Source organism: Ensifer canadensis (assembly GCF_017488845.2).
In the GTDB taxonomy this organism is placed as follows: Bacteria; Pseudomonadota; Alphaproteobacteria; order Rhizobiales; family Rhizobiaceae; genus Ensifer; species Ensifer canadensis.
The window spans coordinates 44,342-61,364 of record NZ_CP083372.1 but is presented as its reverse complement, the minus strand read 5'-3'; the positions used below and the strand labels follow the sequence as shown (position 1 = coordinate 61,364).

Annotated in this window: 17 protein-coding genes, 1 pseudogene and 1 riboswitch; of the genes and pseudogenes, 13 read left to right on the top strand and 5 right to left on the bottom strand. The window is 59.7% G+C overall.

The window, feature by feature from the left end:
• The first annotated feature begins 587 nt into the window (after nt 1-587).
• Nucleotides 588-1,568, top strand: coding sequence for a nod/exo genes transcriptional regulator SyrM (syrM, locus tag J3R84_RS28820; protein WP_026160743.1), 981 nt, complete (start codon nt 588-590; stop codon nt 1,566-1,568).
• Nucleotides 1,569-1,652: 84 nt separating this feature from the next.
• Nucleotides 1,653-2,416 (top strand): IS5 family transposase gene (locus J3R84_RS28815; protein WP_139353949.1). Its coding sequence is split into 2 segments (ribosomal slippage): nt 1,653-1,968 and nt 1,968-2,416, totalling 765 coding nucleotides; the frame shifts between segments, so codons are not numbered across the junction.
• 75 nt (nt 2,417-2,491) lie between these two features.
• Here J3R84_RS28815 and tnpC read toward each other — a convergent pair.
• The 3 genes from tnpC to J3R84_RS28800 form a co-directional block, all read right to left on the bottom strand.
• Nucleotides 2,492-4,111: an IS66 family transposase gene (tnpC, locus tag J3R84_RS28810; protein ID WP_013845737.1), complete on the bottom strand. Its 1,620-nt coding sequence runs from the start codon at nt 4,109-4,111 to the stop codon at nt 2,492-2,494.
• Nucleotides 4,112-4,186: 75 nt separating this feature from the next.
• Nucleotides 4,187-4,411 (bottom strand): IS66 family insertion sequence element accessory protein TnpB, encoded by a 225-nt coding sequence (tnpB, locus tag J3R84_RS28805; RefSeq protein WP_203530130.1) that lies wholly within the window; start codon nt 4,409-4,411, stop codon nt 4,187-4,189.
• A 210-nt stretch (nt 4,412-4,621) separates the two neighbouring features.
• The gene (locus tag J3R84_RS28800) at nt 4,622-4,885 is read right to left on the bottom strand and encodes a hypothetical protein (RefSeq protein WP_225968502.1); all 264 of its coding nucleotides are present in this window, start codon (nt 4,883-4,885) and stop codon (nt 4,622-4,624) included.
• On the opposite strand from J3R84_RS28800, the gene J3R84_RS28795 reads away from it, so the two are divergent.
• Both J3R84_RS28795 and tnpB (J3R84_RS28790) read left to right on the top strand, forming a co-directional pair.
• Nucleotides 4,878-6,968: a recombinase family protein gene (locus J3R84_RS28795; RefSeq protein ID WP_127517993.1), complete on the top strand. Its 2,091-nt coding sequence runs from the start codon at nt 4,878-4,880 to the stop codon at nt 6,966-6,968. The genes J3R84_RS28800 and J3R84_RS28795 overlap by 8 nt on opposite strands.
• The gene (gene tnpB / locus J3R84_RS28790; RefSeq protein ID WP_354006119.1) at nt 6,922-7,155 is read left to right on the top strand and encodes an IS66 family insertion sequence element accessory protein TnpB; all 234 of its coding nucleotides are present in this window, start codon (nt 6,922-6,924) and stop codon (nt 7,153-7,155) included. Before J3R84_RS28795 ends, tnpB (J3R84_RS28790) begins: the two co-directional genes overlap by 47 nt.
• Before the next feature lie 116 nt (nt 7,156-7,271).
• Here the strand turns inward: tnpB (J3R84_RS28790) and istB are convergent.
• Together istB and istA are read right to left on the bottom strand one after the other, a co-directional pair.
• Nucleotides 7,272-8,022, bottom strand: a pseudogene (gene istB / locus J3R84_RS28785) (IS21-like element helper ATPase IstB).
• On the bottom strand, nt 8,019-9,515 hold the full coding sequence (istA, locus tag J3R84_RS28780; RefSeq protein ID WP_203530133.1) for an IS21 family transposase: 1,497 nt from the start codon (nt 9,513-9,515) through the stop codon (nt 8,019-8,021). Before istA ends, istB begins: the two are co-directional and overlap by 4 nt.
• A gap of 159 nt (nt 9,516-9,674) precedes the next feature.
• On the opposite strand from istA, the gene J3R84_RS28775 reads away from it, so the two are divergent.
• From J3R84_RS28775 to J3R84_RS28735, 9 genes are all read left to right on the top strand, one after another.
• On the top strand, nt 9,675-9,872 hold the full coding sequence (locus J3R84_RS28775; RefSeq protein ID WP_207932882.1) for a hypothetical protein: 198 nt from the start codon (nt 9,675-9,677) through the stop codon (nt 9,870-9,872).
• 299 nt (nt 9,873-10,171) lie between these two features.
• A complete protein-coding gene (locus J3R84_RS28770; protein WP_203530187.1) occupies nt 10,172-11,275 on the top strand; it encodes an IS5 family transposase in 1,104 nt (367 codons plus the stop codon).
• Nucleotides 11,275-11,619: a hypothetical protein gene (locus J3R84_RS28765; RefSeq protein WP_203530188.1), complete on the top strand. Its 345-nt coding sequence runs from the start codon at nt 11,275-11,277 to the stop codon at nt 11,617-11,619. The genes J3R84_RS28770 and J3R84_RS28765 overlap by 1 nt, the downstream gene beginning before the upstream one ends.
• Nucleotides 11,620-11,653: 34 nt before the next feature.
• Nucleotides 11,654-13,021 (top strand): hypothetical protein, encoded by a 1,368-nt coding sequence (locus tag J3R84_RS28760; protein WP_207932883.1) that lies wholly within the window; start codon nt 11,654-11,656, stop codon nt 13,019-13,021.
• On the top strand, nt 13,015-13,803 hold the full coding sequence (locus J3R84_RS28755; RefSeq protein WP_203530136.1) for an SDR family NAD(P)-dependent oxidoreductase: 789 nt from the start codon (nt 13,015-13,017) through the stop codon (nt 13,801-13,803). The genes J3R84_RS28760 and J3R84_RS28755 overlap by 7 nt, the downstream gene beginning before the upstream one ends.
• Nucleotides 13,804-13,970: 167 nt before the next feature.
• Nucleotides 13,971-14,894 (top strand): copper resistance CopC family protein, encoded by a 924-nt coding sequence (locus J3R84_RS28750; protein WP_203530137.1) that lies wholly within the window; start codon nt 13,971-13,973, stop codon nt 14,892-14,894.
• Between the two features lie 11 nt (nt 14,895-14,905).
• Nucleotides 14,906-15,667, top strand: coding sequence for a copper resistance D family protein (locus tag J3R84_RS28745; RefSeq protein WP_203530138.1), 762 nt, complete (start codon nt 14,906-14,908; stop codon nt 15,665-15,667).
• 126 nt (nt 15,668-15,793) lie between these two features.
• A riboswitch (cobalamin riboswitch) is annotated at nt 15,794-16,008 on the top strand.
• A gap of 51 nt (nt 16,009-16,059) precedes the next feature.
• Nucleotides 16,060-16,728, top strand: coding sequence for an energy-coupling factor ABC transporter permease (locus J3R84_RS28740; protein WP_203530139.1), 669 nt, complete (start codon nt 16,060-16,062; stop codon nt 16,726-16,728).
• 2 nt (nt 16,729-16,730) lie between these two features.
• Nucleotides 16,731-17,021: an energy-coupling factor ABC transporter substrate-binding protein gene (locus J3R84_RS28735; RefSeq protein WP_203530140.1), complete on the top strand. Its 291-nt coding sequence runs from the start codon at nt 16,731-16,733 to the stop codon at nt 17,019-17,021.
• Nucleotides 17,022-17,023: the final 2 nt, after the last annotated feature.

Genomic DNA, 17,023 nt, shown 5'->3' with positions numbered 1-17,023 from the left:
AAGAGTCTCCTTAACAGAGCTCGCGCCGGGTGAAGACCCTGTATGAGGGATAGTGAAGTGCAGGGGCGGCTGCCTACCGGCCCGTTGAGTGAGGCTATGTATCCAAAACGTGGATGACAGTCATGCGAAAACGCGATTTCTCCTGTCTCGCCGAATGCCATTACAAGAACGTTAGATTTAACCGGAGGGCAGAAGTGGGCAACGAGATCAATTCCGACAGACTCCTTTGCAATGAAAGCATGATTTGCGACCAGGGCAGATGTGTTGAGGCAGTTTTCTTCAGTAAGTTTCAGGCGGGGCCACTTTGGCGAGATCATTTTGTGGCTTGCTCGTTGGCACTGAAATTTGGTGTGAGCCGGCAGTTCCTCGAAAGCATTCTGGACCAGCGTGTCTTCGACACCCCTCACGCTAGGCCTGCGAGACCCGGGGGGGGGGGTCACAGCCAAGTACTTCTGATTAACGGAAAATCACGACGCTTCCCATTTGTCGGCGGGCCAGGAGTGTCTTTGGCACGCACACCCATATTGTGACGACCTGGATCTCCGGGATGTGGCGCGGGAACATTACCTGCCGAGGAGAATAGATCCATGGATCAGCCCACTTGGAAGCGGCCACATAGGGCCAAATTTGCCGGTGTCAGTGACGCCGCACAACAACGGCAAATGCCGAACCTTGCGTCCATCGACCTAAACCTACTGGTGGATCTTGAGGCTCTGCTGCAGTACCGGCACATTACTCAAGCGGCCCAGCACGTCGGCCGTAGCCAACCGGCGATGAGCAGAGCCTTGTCAAGGCTGCGCGGCATGTTAAAGGACGATCTTCTGGTTGCCGGCTCTAGAGGCTTGGTCCTGACGCCGCTGGCTGAATGCTTGACCCAGATGCTGCCTTCAGTGCTAGACGCGATTCGCCAGATGATGAACCTCAGCTTGGCTCCGGCGCAACGGCGATGGAAGGTGACAATGGCTATGCCCGATCACCAAGCGGTGGTTCTGCTGCCACATCTGTTGCCGCGGTTACACGAGCGCGCCCCTCATCTCGACATTGTCACCGATCCGCTTTTTAGCGGCGCGCTGGGGTTACTTGAGCAAGGTGAGATCGACGTGGTCGTCGGGCAGATGGACGCCGCTCCGCTCGGCTACTTGCGGCGCAGACTCTACGCCGACAGCTTCACCTGCGTGCTACGCCACAATCACCCGGCCTTGGCGCAGGAGTGGACGATCGAGGCTTTCGCGGCCTTGCGCCACGTCGCCATTGCCTCGGAACCTGGCGAGCTTTTCGGTCAGATCTATGACAGGTTAACCAAACTCGGACTGCAGCGTGGTGATCCGATGGTGGTTTCCACCGTACTGACCGCGGCGGTCTTGATCGCGGCGACTGACTCAGTGCTAGTTGTACCAAGCCGCGTGGCGACGCGTGTCGCCGCCATGCTGTCGCTCGCGGTGATTCCCCCGCCTGTGGAACTGAGACCATACGAAGTCGCGCTGATCTGGCACGAGCGGTGCCATCGAGACCCAGAGCATCGCTGGCTGCGGGGCGAAATCGCCGCCGCAGCGTCCACGGCCGGTTAGACTAAGACTACAGCGTAAACTCATAAAATTTCTTGGCATTTATCGGCCGCCGTGATTCAAGGCTTCGAAATAGGGAAGCATTTGATGACGCGTCGTCGCTACGAACTGACTGACCACGAATGGTCGATCATATCGCCGTTGTTGCCCAACAAGCCACGCGGTGTTGCCCGCGTTGATGATCGGCGGGTATTGAATGGCATCCTCTGGCGGTTTCGAACGGGCTCGCCTTGGGCGGAAGTTCCGGAACGCTATGGCCCGCCGACGACCTGTTACAACCGCTTCGTCCGCTGGCGCAAAGCCGGGGTATGGGATCGGCTTCTTGAAGCGGTGTCCAAGGCCTACGATGGCGACATCGTCATGATCGACTCGACCTGTGTCCGCGTTCACCAGCACGCGGCCACGGGAAAAAAGGGGATGGAGACGATGGTGGCATGGGACGTTCCCGCGGCGGGCTTACGAGCAAAATCCACGCGCTCGTCGATGCCGAAGGTCGCCCCGTCAATCTGCGTCTGACTGGTGGACAGATCGCCGATTGTGCCGAAGCCGACGCGCTGACGGATGAGCTTGGCGAGGGGGACATCCTGCTGGCCGACAAGGGTTATGACACGAATGCGATTCGGGCCAAGGCCGCCGAGCGAAAGGCCTGGGCCAACATCCCGCCGAAGAGTAATCGCAAGGGCTCTTTCGTGTTTTCGCGCTGGGTCTATCGGCAACGCAATCTCGTGGAACGGTTCTTCAACAGGATCAAGCAGTTCCGAGGCATCGCAACCCGATATGACAAGCGCCCGGAAAACTACCTCGCCGCCGTAAAGCTCGTCGCAACAAGAATATGGTGCCAAAGTTTATGAGTCGACGCCGTAGCGAATAGGCGAGGATGGGTGAGCATAATGAATGAGGACGGTTTGATGATTGAACGTAAGCGGTTAGCTGACGGCGTCTGACCTGAAGTTCCAGGGCATGAGAGCTTCGATTTCGGATGCGGGCCAGCCTTGAGCGATGCGGGTCAAGGTCTGCGAGAGCCAGTCGAGCGGATCGACGCCGTTCATTTTGCAGGTCTGCAACAAGGTGGCCACCGTCGCCCAAGTTCGTCCACCGCCCTCGCTGCCGGCGAATAGGCTATTCTTTCTCGTAATCGTTTGGGGCCTGATCGCCCGTTCGACGATGTTGGAGTCGATTTCGATGCGACCGTCCGTCAGAAAGCGCTCCAGCGCCTCGCGCCGGGTGAGCGCGTAGCGGATCGCCTCGGCGGTTTTGGATTTTCCCGAGACTTTGCCCAGTTCCTTTTCCCAGAGCTCGAAGAGGCTGGCGACGGTGGTCGAGGATTTCTCCTGGCGCCGGGCCGCGCGGCTGTCGGCATCCTTACCGCGAACTTCATCCTCGATGCGCCAGAGCTCGGTCATTGCCAGGACAGTGTCTGTGGCGGCCTGCGAGACTCCGCTGATGTGCAGGTCATAAAACTTGCGCCGTAGATGTGCCCAACATCCTGCAAGCTGGACCGTTTCGTTGCTGCCGGTTTTGGCCCGCGTCTTGGCGAGATTAGTATAGGCCGAGTAGCCATCCACTTGCAGGATGCCGGTGAATCCGGAGAGATGACGCGTCACGCAATCCGCACCTCTGCTGTCTTCAAATCGATAGGCCACCATCGGCGGACTGGTTCCGCCATAGGGGCGGTCGTCGCGTGCGTAAGCCCAAAGCCAGGCCTTGGTGGTTTTGCCCGAACCGGGCGCAAGAGTGGGGAGGGTCGTCTCGTCGGCAAAGATCCTTTCGCCCTCCTTGACCCTCTCCAGGATATAATCGGCCAGCATCTGCAGTTCGAAGCCCAGATGCCCCATCCATTGGGCCATCAGCGATCGGCTGATCTCGACGCCATCACGCAAATAGATCGCTTCCTGCCGATAGAGAGGAAGGCCATCGGCGTATTTGGAAACGGCGATATAGGCGAGCAGCCGTTCCGTCGGCAGGCCGCCTTCGATGATGTGTGCCGGCGCCAAGGCCTGGACCACGCCGTCGCTGCCCCGGAAAGCGTATTTGGGGCGACGCGTCACGATAACCCTGAACTTCGGCGGCACTACGTCCAGCCGCTCGGAGCGGTCCTCTCCGATCAGAACCTTTGCCAGCCCCTCGCACCCGGCCGGGATTTCCGGCTCGATGACCTCTTCGATGCGCTCGAGATGGGCGGCAAAACCCTTGCGCGGACGCGGCGCTCGCTTCGGCTTGTCCTTGGCTGCGCGATCGAGTTCGCTGCGGATTGCCGACAGGCCGGTTTCGACCTCTTCGAAGGCAAAGGAGACCTGCTCGTCATTGACCCCGAGGCGGAGCCGCTCAGAGCGCTTGCCATTTTGCGTGCGCTGCAAAACCTTCATGATCAAGGTCAGGTTGGCAATCCGCTCGTTGGCGCTCTTCTCAACCGCCTCCAACCGCGCGATCTCAGCCTCGGCCACCTTCAGCCGGACCTCTTTCGCGGCTTGTTCGCGCGCCAACGCGAGAACCATCGCTTTCAGCGCATCAACGTCGTCCGGCAGGTCGCTAAGGGGCAAATCCATGCGGGCGAATAGAGCACAAAAACAGCCGCTTTCCCAATCATTACAGCAGCATGATTCATCTTGCCGCAGTCCTGTTCAGCCCGTCAGCAACGGCCGTCTGACCTTGGTTGGCCGGATCTTCTTCCAATCCAGACCGGCCAGAAGCGCCATTAATTGCGAATGGTCCAGACGTATCCTGGCGGCCGATATGCCCGGCCAGCAAAAGCTCTGCTCCTCGAGGGTTTTCGAATAGAGGCAGACACCGCTGCCATCCCACCAGACGATGCGAACACGGTCCGCACAGCTACCGACATTCTGCATACGTTTCTCGCTTTTCGACGATTGCCTATCCTTGGCACCCGCTGTTCGGAAAGAAGGTGCAGGTCTCGCCGTTCAGGCGTGGCAAGAGTTTAACCTGCATCTACACGGATGAGCGTCCTGATCTGTGCCGCGAGTTGCCGAATTGGATGTTCGATCAAAGCTACTGCGCCAACATGGCGCTGGGGCTGCCCGAGATCAGCATCGCCGGCCTCAACGAGTTGGCAGCGGCGCTGGCATCGTTCGACGCGACTCGCTCACGAGGCGCAAAATCCCGTCCTTCGAGGAAGAAGGAGAAGGATGATGCGAAGCAGGCGACATCAAAATCGCGACCAACTCATTCTGCAGTTGGAGCGCCAAAATCTTCAGGTTCCGGCCGTCAAGAACGTCAAAGGGTTGGTGGAAGCGCTGGCGGATCTTCTGCTGGAAGCTTTGGAAGCGAACAGAATGACGAAGACGGGAGGCGTTGATGAACACGAAGATCACGCCTGACCATCTTGGCCGCGCCGCTGTGGTCTATGTCCGCCAGTCCACAATGACTCAGGTCACCGGCAATCTGGAAAGTCAACGCCGGCAGTATGATCTGGCTGGAGCTGCCGCAACGACCGGCTTCGCATCGGTGAGCGTAATCGATGACGATCTTGGCCGCTCCGGTTCAGGCAGCATGGAACGGCCTGGATTCGAACGGCTTGTGGCACAGGTTTGCTCCGGCAATGTAGGAGCGGTCTATTGTATCGAGGCATCTCGCCTGGCGCGCAATGGCAGGGACTGGCATCATCTGATCGACCTTTGCGCGCTTGCGGGGACGCTGGTCATCGATCCGGATGGCGCCTATGATCCGCGGCTCGTCAACGATCGTCTGCTGCTTGGATTGAAAGGCACGATGTCGGAGTATGAGCTTAGCTTGATGCGTCAGCGCGGCATCGCCGCACGTGATTCTAAGGCAGGACGCGGGGAACTGCGGTTCATGCTGCCGCCGGGCTTGTGCTGGAGCGAAGTGGGCAAGATCGAGATTGACCCGGACGAACATGTGGCAGAGACGATCAGGCTCGTTTTTGCCAAATTCCGGGAGCTGGGAAGTGGACGACAGGTCTTTTTGTGGCTGCGGTCGGCCGATATCAAGATGCCGGTTGTTCTGCGCAATGTCGACGTCTGCAAGCTTGTCTGGAAGGCGCCGGCCTACCACAGCGTCATGCAGATTCTCCACAATCCACTCTATGCAGGCGCCTATGCCTTCGGAAGACGCGCGCAGCGAACGCGGATCGTCGATGGCCGCGCTCGCAAGGCTACGGGGGTGCGCAAGCCGAGGGACGAATGGAGCGTGCTGTTGCGCGACAATCATCAAGGTTACATCAGTTGGCGGGAGTATGAGGAGAACCACAAGCTTCTGACCGAGAACGCGCACATGAAGAAGAATTGCGATCGCAAGTCAGCGCGTGGCGGTCGTGCCCTTTTGACGGGACTGATGCGATGCGGTCGCTGTGGCCGAATGATGCGCGTCTTTTACGGCAGCGCAAAAGGCAACGCCCATCGCTATCAGTGCCGCGGCGACGATGCTCACGTGGGTGTCGGCCTTTGTATCGGCATCGGCGGCGTCAGGGTCGATCGCGCCGTTGCGATGCAGATTTTAGAAGCGGTGTCGGACCGTGCTGTCGAAGCGGCAATCTTCGCCTCGGATCAAGTCGAGCGGTCCCGAAGAGATGTCATTGCGGCAATCGAGCGGGACCTCGAAGGCGCACGCTACGAAGCGCTGTTGGCCAGTCGCAGGTATGAGCTTGTGGACCCGGCCAAGCGGCATGTTGCACGCGAACTGGAGGCCCGATGGAATGATGCCCTGGAGCGAGTAGGCGTGCTTGAGCGCAAGATCAAGGACCTGTCTGCACTGTCAGCAGCACGCCCCGTCATCGATCGTGGCCGTCTCCTGCAGCTTGCCCAGGATTTGCCGACCGTATGGAATGCACCCTCCACGGAGACGCGAACGAAGCAGCGGCTCATCCACATCCTGGTTCAGGAGATTATTTGCGATCTCGATGATGCGACCAACGAGGCGGTGCTCTTGATCCATTGGACCGGCGGTCGGCACACAGAGGTACGTGTGGCGCGCGTCAAGACCGGAAGATATCCCGCCGAGCTCGCACCATCGGCCGTCGAGGCACTGCGCAAACTAGGCGGACATTGGCCAGATCGGGAACTCGCGGTCTCCCTCAATAGGATGCTTTGCAAGACAGGTGATGGCGAGAGCTGGACGACCGTGCGTGTTCGTGACATGCGCGAGCGCCTGGGAATTCCCGAATATGATGCGACCAAAGTGGACGTACCGATGATCAGCTTGATGAAAGCGGCGGAGAAACTCGGTATTTGCGTCGGATCGGCCAAAAGCCTGGTGCAGAGAGGAATTTTGCCTGCAACGCAAATCCTTCCCGGCTCGCCGTGGATGGTTCCCGTCGAAGCATTATCCTCGGAAGCCGTCCGGATAGGGGTGCAGGGTGTCGTCGATCGACGCCCCAAGTTTTATGAAGATTATCAATACGATAAAGTCGTCCGGTTGCCCGGAATCTAATGGAGGGATGCATTATGAAGCGCACTGTGGCGATCGTTTGAAACTCCTGTATTTTGATGGCCAGGGCTTCTGCCTGTACTATAAAATTTTGGAGAGGGGGCGTTTTCCATGGCCTTCAGCAGCCGATGGAACGGCCCGGCTGACAACCGCGCAACTGGCCATGCTTTGGGTGTCAACGGCGGAGTAAAAACAGGCCACGGGGCGGAGCAAAAGTCGGCCACTGTGGCGCGCACATGAGACCCCCGGGAGGGCGTAGCCCGAGCGGGGGTCTCATGCGCGCGCGGCGCTTTCTGGAGAGGGGTTTCAGCCAGCCTTGCGGGCGCGGCTTTGAGCGAGACGATAGCTGTCGCCGTTCATCTCGAGGATGTTGACGTGGTGGGTGATGCGATCGAGCAGCGCGCCGGTCAGGCGCTCGGATCCCAGAGTTTCCGTCCATTCGTCGAAAGGCAGATTACTGGTGATCAGGGTGGCACCCCGCTCGTAGCGTTGCGAGATCAGTTCGAACAGTAATTCCGCGCCGGTCTTTGACAGCGGCACAAAGCCCAGCTCGTCGATGATCAGGAGCTTGTAGGCTGCCATCTGCTTCTGGAACACGCCGCTCGTCACGCGCCTCCATCATCTCGCTGACCAGGGCAGCCGCCGTGGTGAAGCCGACGGACAGACCCTTCTGGCAGGCGGCCAGACCGAGGCCGAGCGCTACATGCGTCTTGCCCGTGCCGCTGGGACCGAGAGCAATGACGTTCTCGCGTCGCTCGATCCACTCGCATCGGGCCAACTCCAGCACCTGCATCTTGTTGAGCTTCGGGATAGCGGCGAAGTCGAAACTGTCGAGGCTTTTGACGACCGGGAATTTGGCCGCCTTGATCCGGCGATCGACCTTTCGGCGATCGCGTTCGATCACCTCCCGCTCACCAAGTCGGAACAGATATCCGACATGATCGACGCCTTCGGTGGCGCATAGCTGGGCCAGCTTCTGGTACTCGCGCTGGAAGGTCGGCAGCTTCAGGGTCTTGAGATAATGGGCGAGAAGGATCTCTGGTACTTCGGTGCTCATGCGGCTTCTCCCGCATCAGATGACAAGAGGCGCATGTACGCCTTTGCCGACGTCTTCTCGACCGTTGCCCTCGGCAGGTAGGGATAGATCGACAGGTCCAGCCGTGGCGGCCGGCGTTCTACCCGGCACAGGATCAGATGCTTGACCGCATCGAAGCCGATTGCGCCGAGCTGGATCGCCTGCTTCACCGCCGCATGCAGATCGGCGAGCTCGAAACTTTCCAGCAGTCGCAGAACCTGCACGTATTCCCGCCGACCATGCTTGGCCATGCGGCCTTCCATCAGCCGGCGCAACGTGGCGAACTCGTCCGGCAGATCCCAGCCCTGCAGAGGAGCGGCCTGATCCAGCGCATTGATCTTCTGCTCGATCAGCGGCAGATAATGGATAGGGTCGAAGACGACGTCTTCCCGCTCCCAGTTCCGCGGATGGCGAGCAATGATCTCGCCACGGCAGCCGATGACCACCTCATCGACATAGCCCCGGATCCAGACATCCTGATGACCGTAGGCGACCGGCACGGAATAATCATTGGTCTTGTAGCGTACGAGAGACTGGGCCGTGACCTTGGCGCTGGCCTGATCGCAGGCATCGAAGGGTGATGCTGGCAATGGACGCATAGCCGCCAGATCCCGCTGCAGCCGTTCGCCGATCGTCTCGCTCTCACCCCGCAATCTGTCGCGCTGGCGCTTTCGGCATTGCTCTTCCAGCCAGACGTTGAACGCATCCCATGTCGGAAACTGCGGGATCGGCACCATGAAGTTGCGCCGGGCATATCCGACGAGACCCTCGACGTTCCCCTTGTCGTTGCCTTTCCCAGGACGACCATAGCGATCCCGGATCAGGTAATGGGACAGGAAGCCGCTGAACAGCGCCGCTCGCTTGCGCGTGCCGTCTGGCAGGATCTTGGCGACAAGGCAACGATCGTTGTCATAGACGATCGACTGCGGCACGGCCCCGAAGAATGAGAACGCATGGATGTGGCCGTCGACCCAGGCCTCAGCCACTGCAGCCGGATAGGCCCGCACATAGCAGCCGTCGCTGTGCGGAAGATCGAGCACGAAGAAACGCGCCTTCTGCTCGACGCCGCCGATCATCACCATCGCCTCGCCGAAGTCGGCCTGCGCATGGCCGGGCGGATGCGACAGCGGCACGAACACTTCCTGCCGGCGCTGATCCCGCTCGCGCATGTAATCCTTGATGATCGTATAGCCGCCGGTGAACCCGCATTCGTCGCGCAGGCGGTCGAACACCCGCTTGGCCGTATGGCGCTGCTTGCGCGGCACCTTGAGGTCTTCCTCCAGCCAATACTCGATCGTCGAAACAAACGCATCCAGCTTCGGCCGAAGGATCGGTGATCGCCGCTGATAGCCGGGTGGGGTCGAATACGACACCATCCTGGCAACGCTGTCGCGCGATATGTTGAAATGCTTTGCTGCCAGACGCCGGCTCATCCCTTCCGAAACAGCCAGCCGCACCTTCAGATAAAGTTCCACGGTGTAGATCCCCTGTCCCTCCTGCGTTCATTGCAGAAAGGAAATAGGTGGCCGGATTTTACTCCGCCCGCGGCAAGACTATTCCGCCGCTACCGTGGCCGGTTTTTGCACTGCCGCTCTCAGTTTCTTGGTGTCCCACTCTCCTACGACATCCCGCTGATGACGGCCCTCATCCTCATACAGCCCCTCGTGCCAGCCGAGGCGTTCCTGCCGATGGTGAACCTCATGTTCGCGGCGCTTGCCGTCGCCCATGTTGCATCCGTGCGGGTGCCGTCGCCGAATAATGCGATGTATCTCGCGATCACCGTCTTTGCCGTGGGGGCCTCGGCCGTGCTTGCCCAAAGGGGGCTGTCGTGATGACCATCGCAGAACAGCAACATCACGCAATATTTCAGAACCAATCCGACGCCGCGCCGAGGCCGGGGAGATATCTATCGCTCGTTCGGCGTCGAGCCGATCATCAATTGCGCGGGCGTCCGAACCAATTATGGAGCGAGCAATCCCGCCCCGGAAGTGATCGAGGCGATGAATGCGGCCGCGGAGGCTTTTGTCGATCTCGATGAATTGGCTGAAGCCCTAGCAGGCTGTTGAAAAAGGCCCTGGCGCATAGGCTCTGGTCGTGATTCACTCGCTTTATTGCGATTTGGAGCTGATGGATGCGCGGCGGCGATGTGAGGACAGGCGAACTCTTCAGCTATGTTGATCTGGAGGATCGTGTTCGAAAAGATCATCCTCTACGGGCTATCCGGCAGATCGTGAACGAAGCGCTCGTTTCACTGGAACGAGATTTGGCAGCACTTTATTCACCGATCGGGCGGCCGTCGATCGCGCCTGAGAAGCTTCTGCGCGCCATGCTTTTGCAAGCCTTCTATTCGATCCGCTCTGAGCGGCTTTTGATGGAGCGGCTGGAATACGACCTTCTGTTCCGCTGGTTCGTTGGCCTTGGCATTGACGATCCAGCTTGGGACCATTCGGTGTTTTCGAAGAACCGCGACCGGTTGCTGGAAGGCGACATCGCCGCGAAGTTCCTGGTCGCAATCCTTTCGCAGCCCAAAGTAAAGCGGTTGCTGTCAACGGACCACTTCTCTGTCGATGGCACGCTGATCGAAGCTTGGGCGTCGATCAAGAGCTTCAAGCCGAAGGACGGCCCCAGGGGCGATCATGGCGAACCACTGTCGGATGCGGGCGGTCGGAATAAGGAAGCAGACTTCCATGGCGAGAGACGCTCCAACGAGACGCATGCTTCAACGACCGACCCGGATGCGAAGCTTTATAGGAAGGGAAAAGGCAAGGAGGCCAAGCTGTGCTTCATGGGGCATGGGCTGATGGAAAATCGCCATGGCCTGCTGGTCGATGCCTATCTGACAGAGGCCAGCGGGTATGCCGAACGGGTCGCGGCGTTGCACATGATCGGGCCCTTCACTGAGCAGACACAAGCGATCACGCTGGGTGCCGACAAGGCCTATGACACAAAGGACTTCGTAAAAGATCTGCGGTCGATGAAGGTCACGCCCCATGTGGCGCAAAACATCAATGGTCGCCGCTCGGCCATTGATGGACGCACGACGCGCCATTCCGGCTATCGGGTCAGCTTGCGCATCCGCAAGCGCATCGAGGAGGCGTTCGGCTGGATCAAAACCGTCGCCGGGCAGGGTAAGACGAAGTTCCGTGGACGCGACCGCGTCGGATGGGCCTTCACCTTCGCGGCCGCCGCCTATGATCTGGTGCGGCTGCCGAAGCTCATGACGGAGACAGGCTGATGGCGAGAGTTTCTCCCTTCGCCAAGGCCTTCGCCGGTCGTTGGCGCATCGTCGAGATGGACAACTGGGACAACGACGTCCTCGATCTCGTCGAAGAGGCGCATCTGACATTCCAGGGCACGGCCGACGGCGAAATCGCGTTCGTCGCGCTCAAGGGCTTTCTCGATGTCCGCTACGGCGCACGCGACGGATCAGCCTGTGCGGAGTTCTCATGGGAGGGACAAGACGAGAGCGACCCGGTCTGTGGTCGCGGATGGGCAGCTCTCCGCTCCGCCGGACGACTTGTCGGGCACTTCTACGTCCACAACGGAGACGATTCAGGCTTCGTCTGCGAACGCGACTGACTTCTTCAACGGCCTGCTAGGCCACCGGCTCGCCATGTTGACGGGCGCGGAATGGGGCCTCGTTACCGCAGGAACAGCCGCAAGTCTGGCGCTCGCGACAGCCGCCTGCATCGCCGGCAACGATCCCGAAGCGATGTTGCGCCTGCCTGACACGTCCGGAATGGCGAACAAGGTCATCATTCCGGAGGATCATCGTTTCGCCTACGAACAGGCGATCCGTTTAGCCGGAGCCCAAATCGTCAGCGTCCAGACGCCCGACGAATTGTCTTCAGCCCTTGGGACCGGCGAAGTTGCGATGGTCTGCCTGTTAGGCCGGAATGAAGGTTCGTCTTCCCTCCCGTTGGACACGCTCCTAGCGTCGGCACATGCGGCCGGTGTCCCGGTTCTGATCAACGCGGCCGGGTTGTCTCCGGCCAATCCGGATCGATGGATTGGTCGGGGCGCGGACCTCGTCGTCTATGCGGGCGGGAAATACCTCCGCGGGCCGCAATCCACCGCCATCGTGCTCGGTCGAAGGAAGCTTTGTGAAGCGATGTGGTGGAACAGCGCTCCTCATCAGGCCTTCGGCCGCAGCATGAAAGTGGGAAAGGAAGAGGCCATTGGGGCCGTCGTCGCCCTGGACCGCTGGATCAACTCGGCGGCGGCTGAAAAGGAACGCGACGGCTGGCGCCCTCGGCTGCAGAATATCGCCGTCCGCCTCCACGACATCGCGGGTGTGGAAACGAACGTCCTGTCATGGGCCGGATCCGTTACCGCCATCCGGCTAAAGGTGAGCTGGGATAAGAGCGATATTCCCCTGGATGCGGAAGGTCTGCGGATGGCGCTGCTGCGGCAACGTCCGCGGATTCTCATCCACGATTTCTGGTCGACACCGACATCGATCATCCTGGATCCCATAAATCTGTCAGACGATGAAGCCGACACGGTCGGACGCGCCCTTTCCGCCATCTTCGTCAGGTCACAGGAGTTCGCCACGTCGGCGCAGGTCCCCCCGGTGGAGGCGGACGTCACCGGGCGCTGGCAGGTCGAAGTTTCCTTTCTTCACGGGGCGAGTGAGCACCGCATCGAACTCCGTCAGCATGGCACGGACGTCACGGGCATTCATCAGACCGCAACAAGCCATGGCCGGGTCGTCGGCAAGATCCTGGGTTCACAGATCGAGCTCGAGGCCGAGCACGAAGCAACCCCCATCCATTTGTTCTATCGATTCAAGGGGAAGGTCGGGAGCGACGGGTCAATTGTCGGAACCGCCGTGTTCGGGGGCGCTGCCCCCGAGCATATGGGGCCGGTTTTCAAAGGGCAGTACGGGCCGGGCACCTGGAGAGCTACGCGCATTGCCATCAATCAGTTCGGAGCCGTCCCGGCGGGCGATGGTGTCATATCAGAGGGCAGAGAATGCTAAACGAGGTTCTGACAAATCCAACGCGGCTGACAGGGAAAGTTGCCCTGGTGGTTGGCGGGTACGGAGCGATCGGGATAACGATCTCGGAAATGCTGGCTGCCGCGGGTGCGACCTGCATTGTCGCAGGGCGCAACGGCGAACGTTCGCGAGGACTAGCCAAGGAGTTGCACGCGCGGGGATGGAAAGCGGCGGGTGCCGAAGTCGATGCCTGTAACGTCGAGGCGGTTCGGGAGCTAACAGACGTACTCGTCAAGGAGCATGGGACGATCGATATCCTCGTGAACTGTGTCGGCTTTCACAAGGAACAGCCCTTCCTCGAGGTCACCGAAGACGCCTTCGATGAGGTTTATGCGAAGACCCTTCGCGTCGGGATGTTCCTCTCCCAGGCCGTTGCGCGGCACCAGGTCGCTGCGGGGAACGGAGGCAGTCAAGTTCACCTCCTGTCGGTACGGTCGTCGCTTGGCTTCCGCGATCGCGGATACAGCTCAATGTGCGCCGCAAAGGGGGGGCTGGCCATCCTTATGAAACAACAGGCGACAGAACTTGCCCCACACAGCATCACAGTCAACGGCGTTGCTCCAGGCGCGGTGCGAACCTGCAAAAATGATCACCTACTTCGGGATTTGGCCGCTCTCCAAAGCGCAGTCACAAATATTCCCTTTGGAAGACTTGCCACGCCAGGTGATGTCGCCGGTGCTGTACTATTTTTCGTATCGCCCCTCGCTCGCTTCACTACGGGGCAGCTGCTGTATGTCGATGGTGGCATCACAGCAGGAATCTAAGGGGTCGCACCTATGAAATGGGCAGCAGAATCCCTAACGCTGAACGTGCTGCTGAGGGACCAGCGATGAACTCTTATTCCCTCGGTATCGTACTTGCCTTCATCTCAACCGCTCTCCACTCGCTTTCAATTCTTCCGCTACGATGGATTGGATCCGAGATATCGGCGGTGGACATCGCTTTCTTTCGGTCCCTTTTCTCTATAATTCTTCTCTCAATACTCCACGGGGTGCTCGTTCGGGATCCTTCACCTCTCTCGTTCAACTCCCAGGGGCGTTTCAGAGCCCTCTGCCGGAACACGCTTTTAACATTGTGTGCCTGGTTTTGTCTCGCGACAGCCGTCATGGCGCATGCTTCGCTGACAGGCGCAGTGCCGCAGGACGGGACGGTTCTGCAAGCTGTACCGGAAAACTTTTCGCTGTCTTTCAGCGAGCCGGTGTCACCCCTTGTCCTCTCATTGGTAAAACCTGACGGTCGTTCGGTTGCGCTTCCAGACTTCGTTCTTCGAGACAAGACGCTCGAAATCAAGCCTCCAGCCGGACTTGGCTCCGGCACGTATGTTTTGTCTTGGCGCGTGGTTTCCGAAGACGGTCATCCGGTCTCCGGCTCAATCGTGTTTTCGATTGGCGCACCGAGCAGCGCGCCGCCGGTGGTGGTGGATGCCGTCGATCTGCAGGTTCGTGGCGCCCTCTGGCTGGCAAAGCTGGGGCTTTATGCCGGCTTCTTCTTTGGAGCCGGCGGTGTTTTCGCTCTGAACTTCTTCATACGCGATAGGTCCGCGGCGCGCGGGTTTATCGGCTTCATGATCGTCCTTGGGCTGGTCAGCGTCCTCGCATCGGCGCGTTTTCAAGGTCTCGATGCTCTTGGGGGTGCGCTCGCGCAGATCGCCGACCCGCAAGTCTGGAAGGCAGGGTTCGGGACGAGTTTCGGCAGCACTGTGTCGGTGATGGCGGGCGCGCTCGTCTTGTCTGGTCTCGCATTTTTGTCCTCCAACGCACGCGTTTCAAGCCTGGTTTCCACAACGGCGCTGCTCGGCGATCGCTGTCGCTCGCACTCAGCGGTCACGCCAGTGCGGCTGAGCCGCAATGGCTGATGCGGCCATCGGTGTTTCTGCACGCGGCATCAATCGCGATCTGGATCGGCGCGCTAGTGCCGCTCGGACAGGTATTTCGCATCGATACGGCGACGGCGGCCCCAGCGCTTATCCGATTCTCACGCTTCATTCCTGTTGTCGTGGTGGTTCTGGTCGCAGCGGGCACGGTTCTCGCTATCGTTCAAGTAAGGCATCCATCGGCGCTTCTGCATACCGCATACGGGAACCTCCTTGTCGCCAAACTTGTTCTTATCGCAATCCTGTTCCTGCTCGCGGCAATAAATCGCTGGCGTTTGACGCAACGAGCCGTGGCTGGTGATCAAGATAACACGCGGTACCTGGTCAGAACGATCGCAGCAGAAACACTTCTTGTGCTCCTGGTGCTGGGCGTTGCGGCGACCTGGCGCTTCACTCCGCCCCCCAGAGCGCTTGCCATCGCTGCTGTGCAACCGGCCTCCGTTCATATCCATGCCTCGAAAGCAATGGCGGAGTTGACCGTCACGCCGGGTCGTGCCGGGCCCGTCACAGTGTCAGCCATGATCATGACAGGAGATTTCGGTCCACTCGACGCGAAGGAAGTCACCTTTGTCTTTTCTCAGCCGGCCGCCGGTATCGAGCCGATCCGGCGCAAGGCTGTAAAGCCCGGCGACGGAACATGGCGCGTTAGCGATCTGGTTCTGCCGGTCCCTGGGCAATGGAAGGTACGGCTCGATATTCTGATCAGCGACTTCGAACTGACAAGGCTTGAAGGGACTATCAATCTGAAACCATAGTGGAGGCCAGAAACACTGTCCGTCGCTGATAAAAGACTGGGAGTGCCTGGTCCTCAGCCAGCGAGCGTTGCCTTTCCTATGCCTTGGTGATCGCCATTTCGGCGTTGTGTTTTATACGCCCCAGGCATAGTGATACTTTCAGATGGTTCCGCCTGACCAAGGGATGGCGGATGAAAAGGGAACACGGTGAGGACTACCCATCAGGGGCCGAAACCGAGGCTGCCCCCGCAACTGTAAGCGGTGAGCGACGTCCAACATGCCATTGGCCAAGTAATTGGCTGATAAGGCGGACCGAGCCAAGACCCGTGAGCCAGGAGACCTGCCATCGCTGGGCCACGACATCCGTGGCGACTTTGTTCGGGCCACGCGGCGGGCGTGGTAGAGGGTGTAGTATGCATATCATGGAAGGCTATCTGCCGGCCGCACATGCGGTTGGCTGGGGTGTGGTTTCAGCGCCCTTCGTTATTTACGGGGCCAGGCGCATTGTAACGCTTGTCAGGGAAAAGCCCGAGGTCAAGCTGCTGATGGCAGCCTCTGGCGCCTACGTGTTCGTTCTCTCAGCGTTGAAAATTCCCTCCGTGACCGGAAGCTGCTCGCATCCGACCGGGACTGGTCTGGCAGCGTCGCTTTTCGGGCCGACGGTGACGACCGTGCTCGGCGCGATCGTGCTGTTGTTTCAGGCGCTATTGCTGGCGCATGGCGGACTGACGACGCTGGGAGCCAATATCTTCTCGATGGCCATCGTCGGTCCCTTCGTCGCCTACGGACTGTTCAAGGGTATAACAGGGGCCGGGTTCAGCGGTGCGGTAGCGATCTTTGTTGCAGCAACGCTCGGCGATCTGGCCACCTACGTCACGACCTCCCTGCAATTGGCGTTGGCCTTCCCAGATCCGGTTTCCGGAATGACGGGTGCTGCTGCCAAATTCCTCGGAATTTTTGCGGTTACGCGGGTGCCGCTTGCCATCAGCGAGGGTCTCTTGACCGTGATCGTGTTCAACCTCTTGCAGCGCTATAGCCGCGGTGAACTCAACGCTCTCAATATCTTTTCCGCGAAGGCCTGATCATGCTGAAACGTAACCTTTGGATGCTGCTCGCCGTCATTGCCCTGGCGATCCTGCCGCTCGTCATTCACCACGGCGGAGACGCCGAATTCGGTGGTGCCGATGGTGAGGCCGAAGCCGCGATTACCGAAATTCAGCCGGACTACAAGCCTTGGGCCTCGCCGCTCTGGGAGCCGCCGAGCGGCGAGATCGAAAGCCTGCTGTTTGCTCTTCAGGCGGCGCTGGGTGCCGGACTTGTGGGATTTTACTTCGGGCGCAGGATGTCACCTGCGAAACGCCCGGATAACCAGTAGCT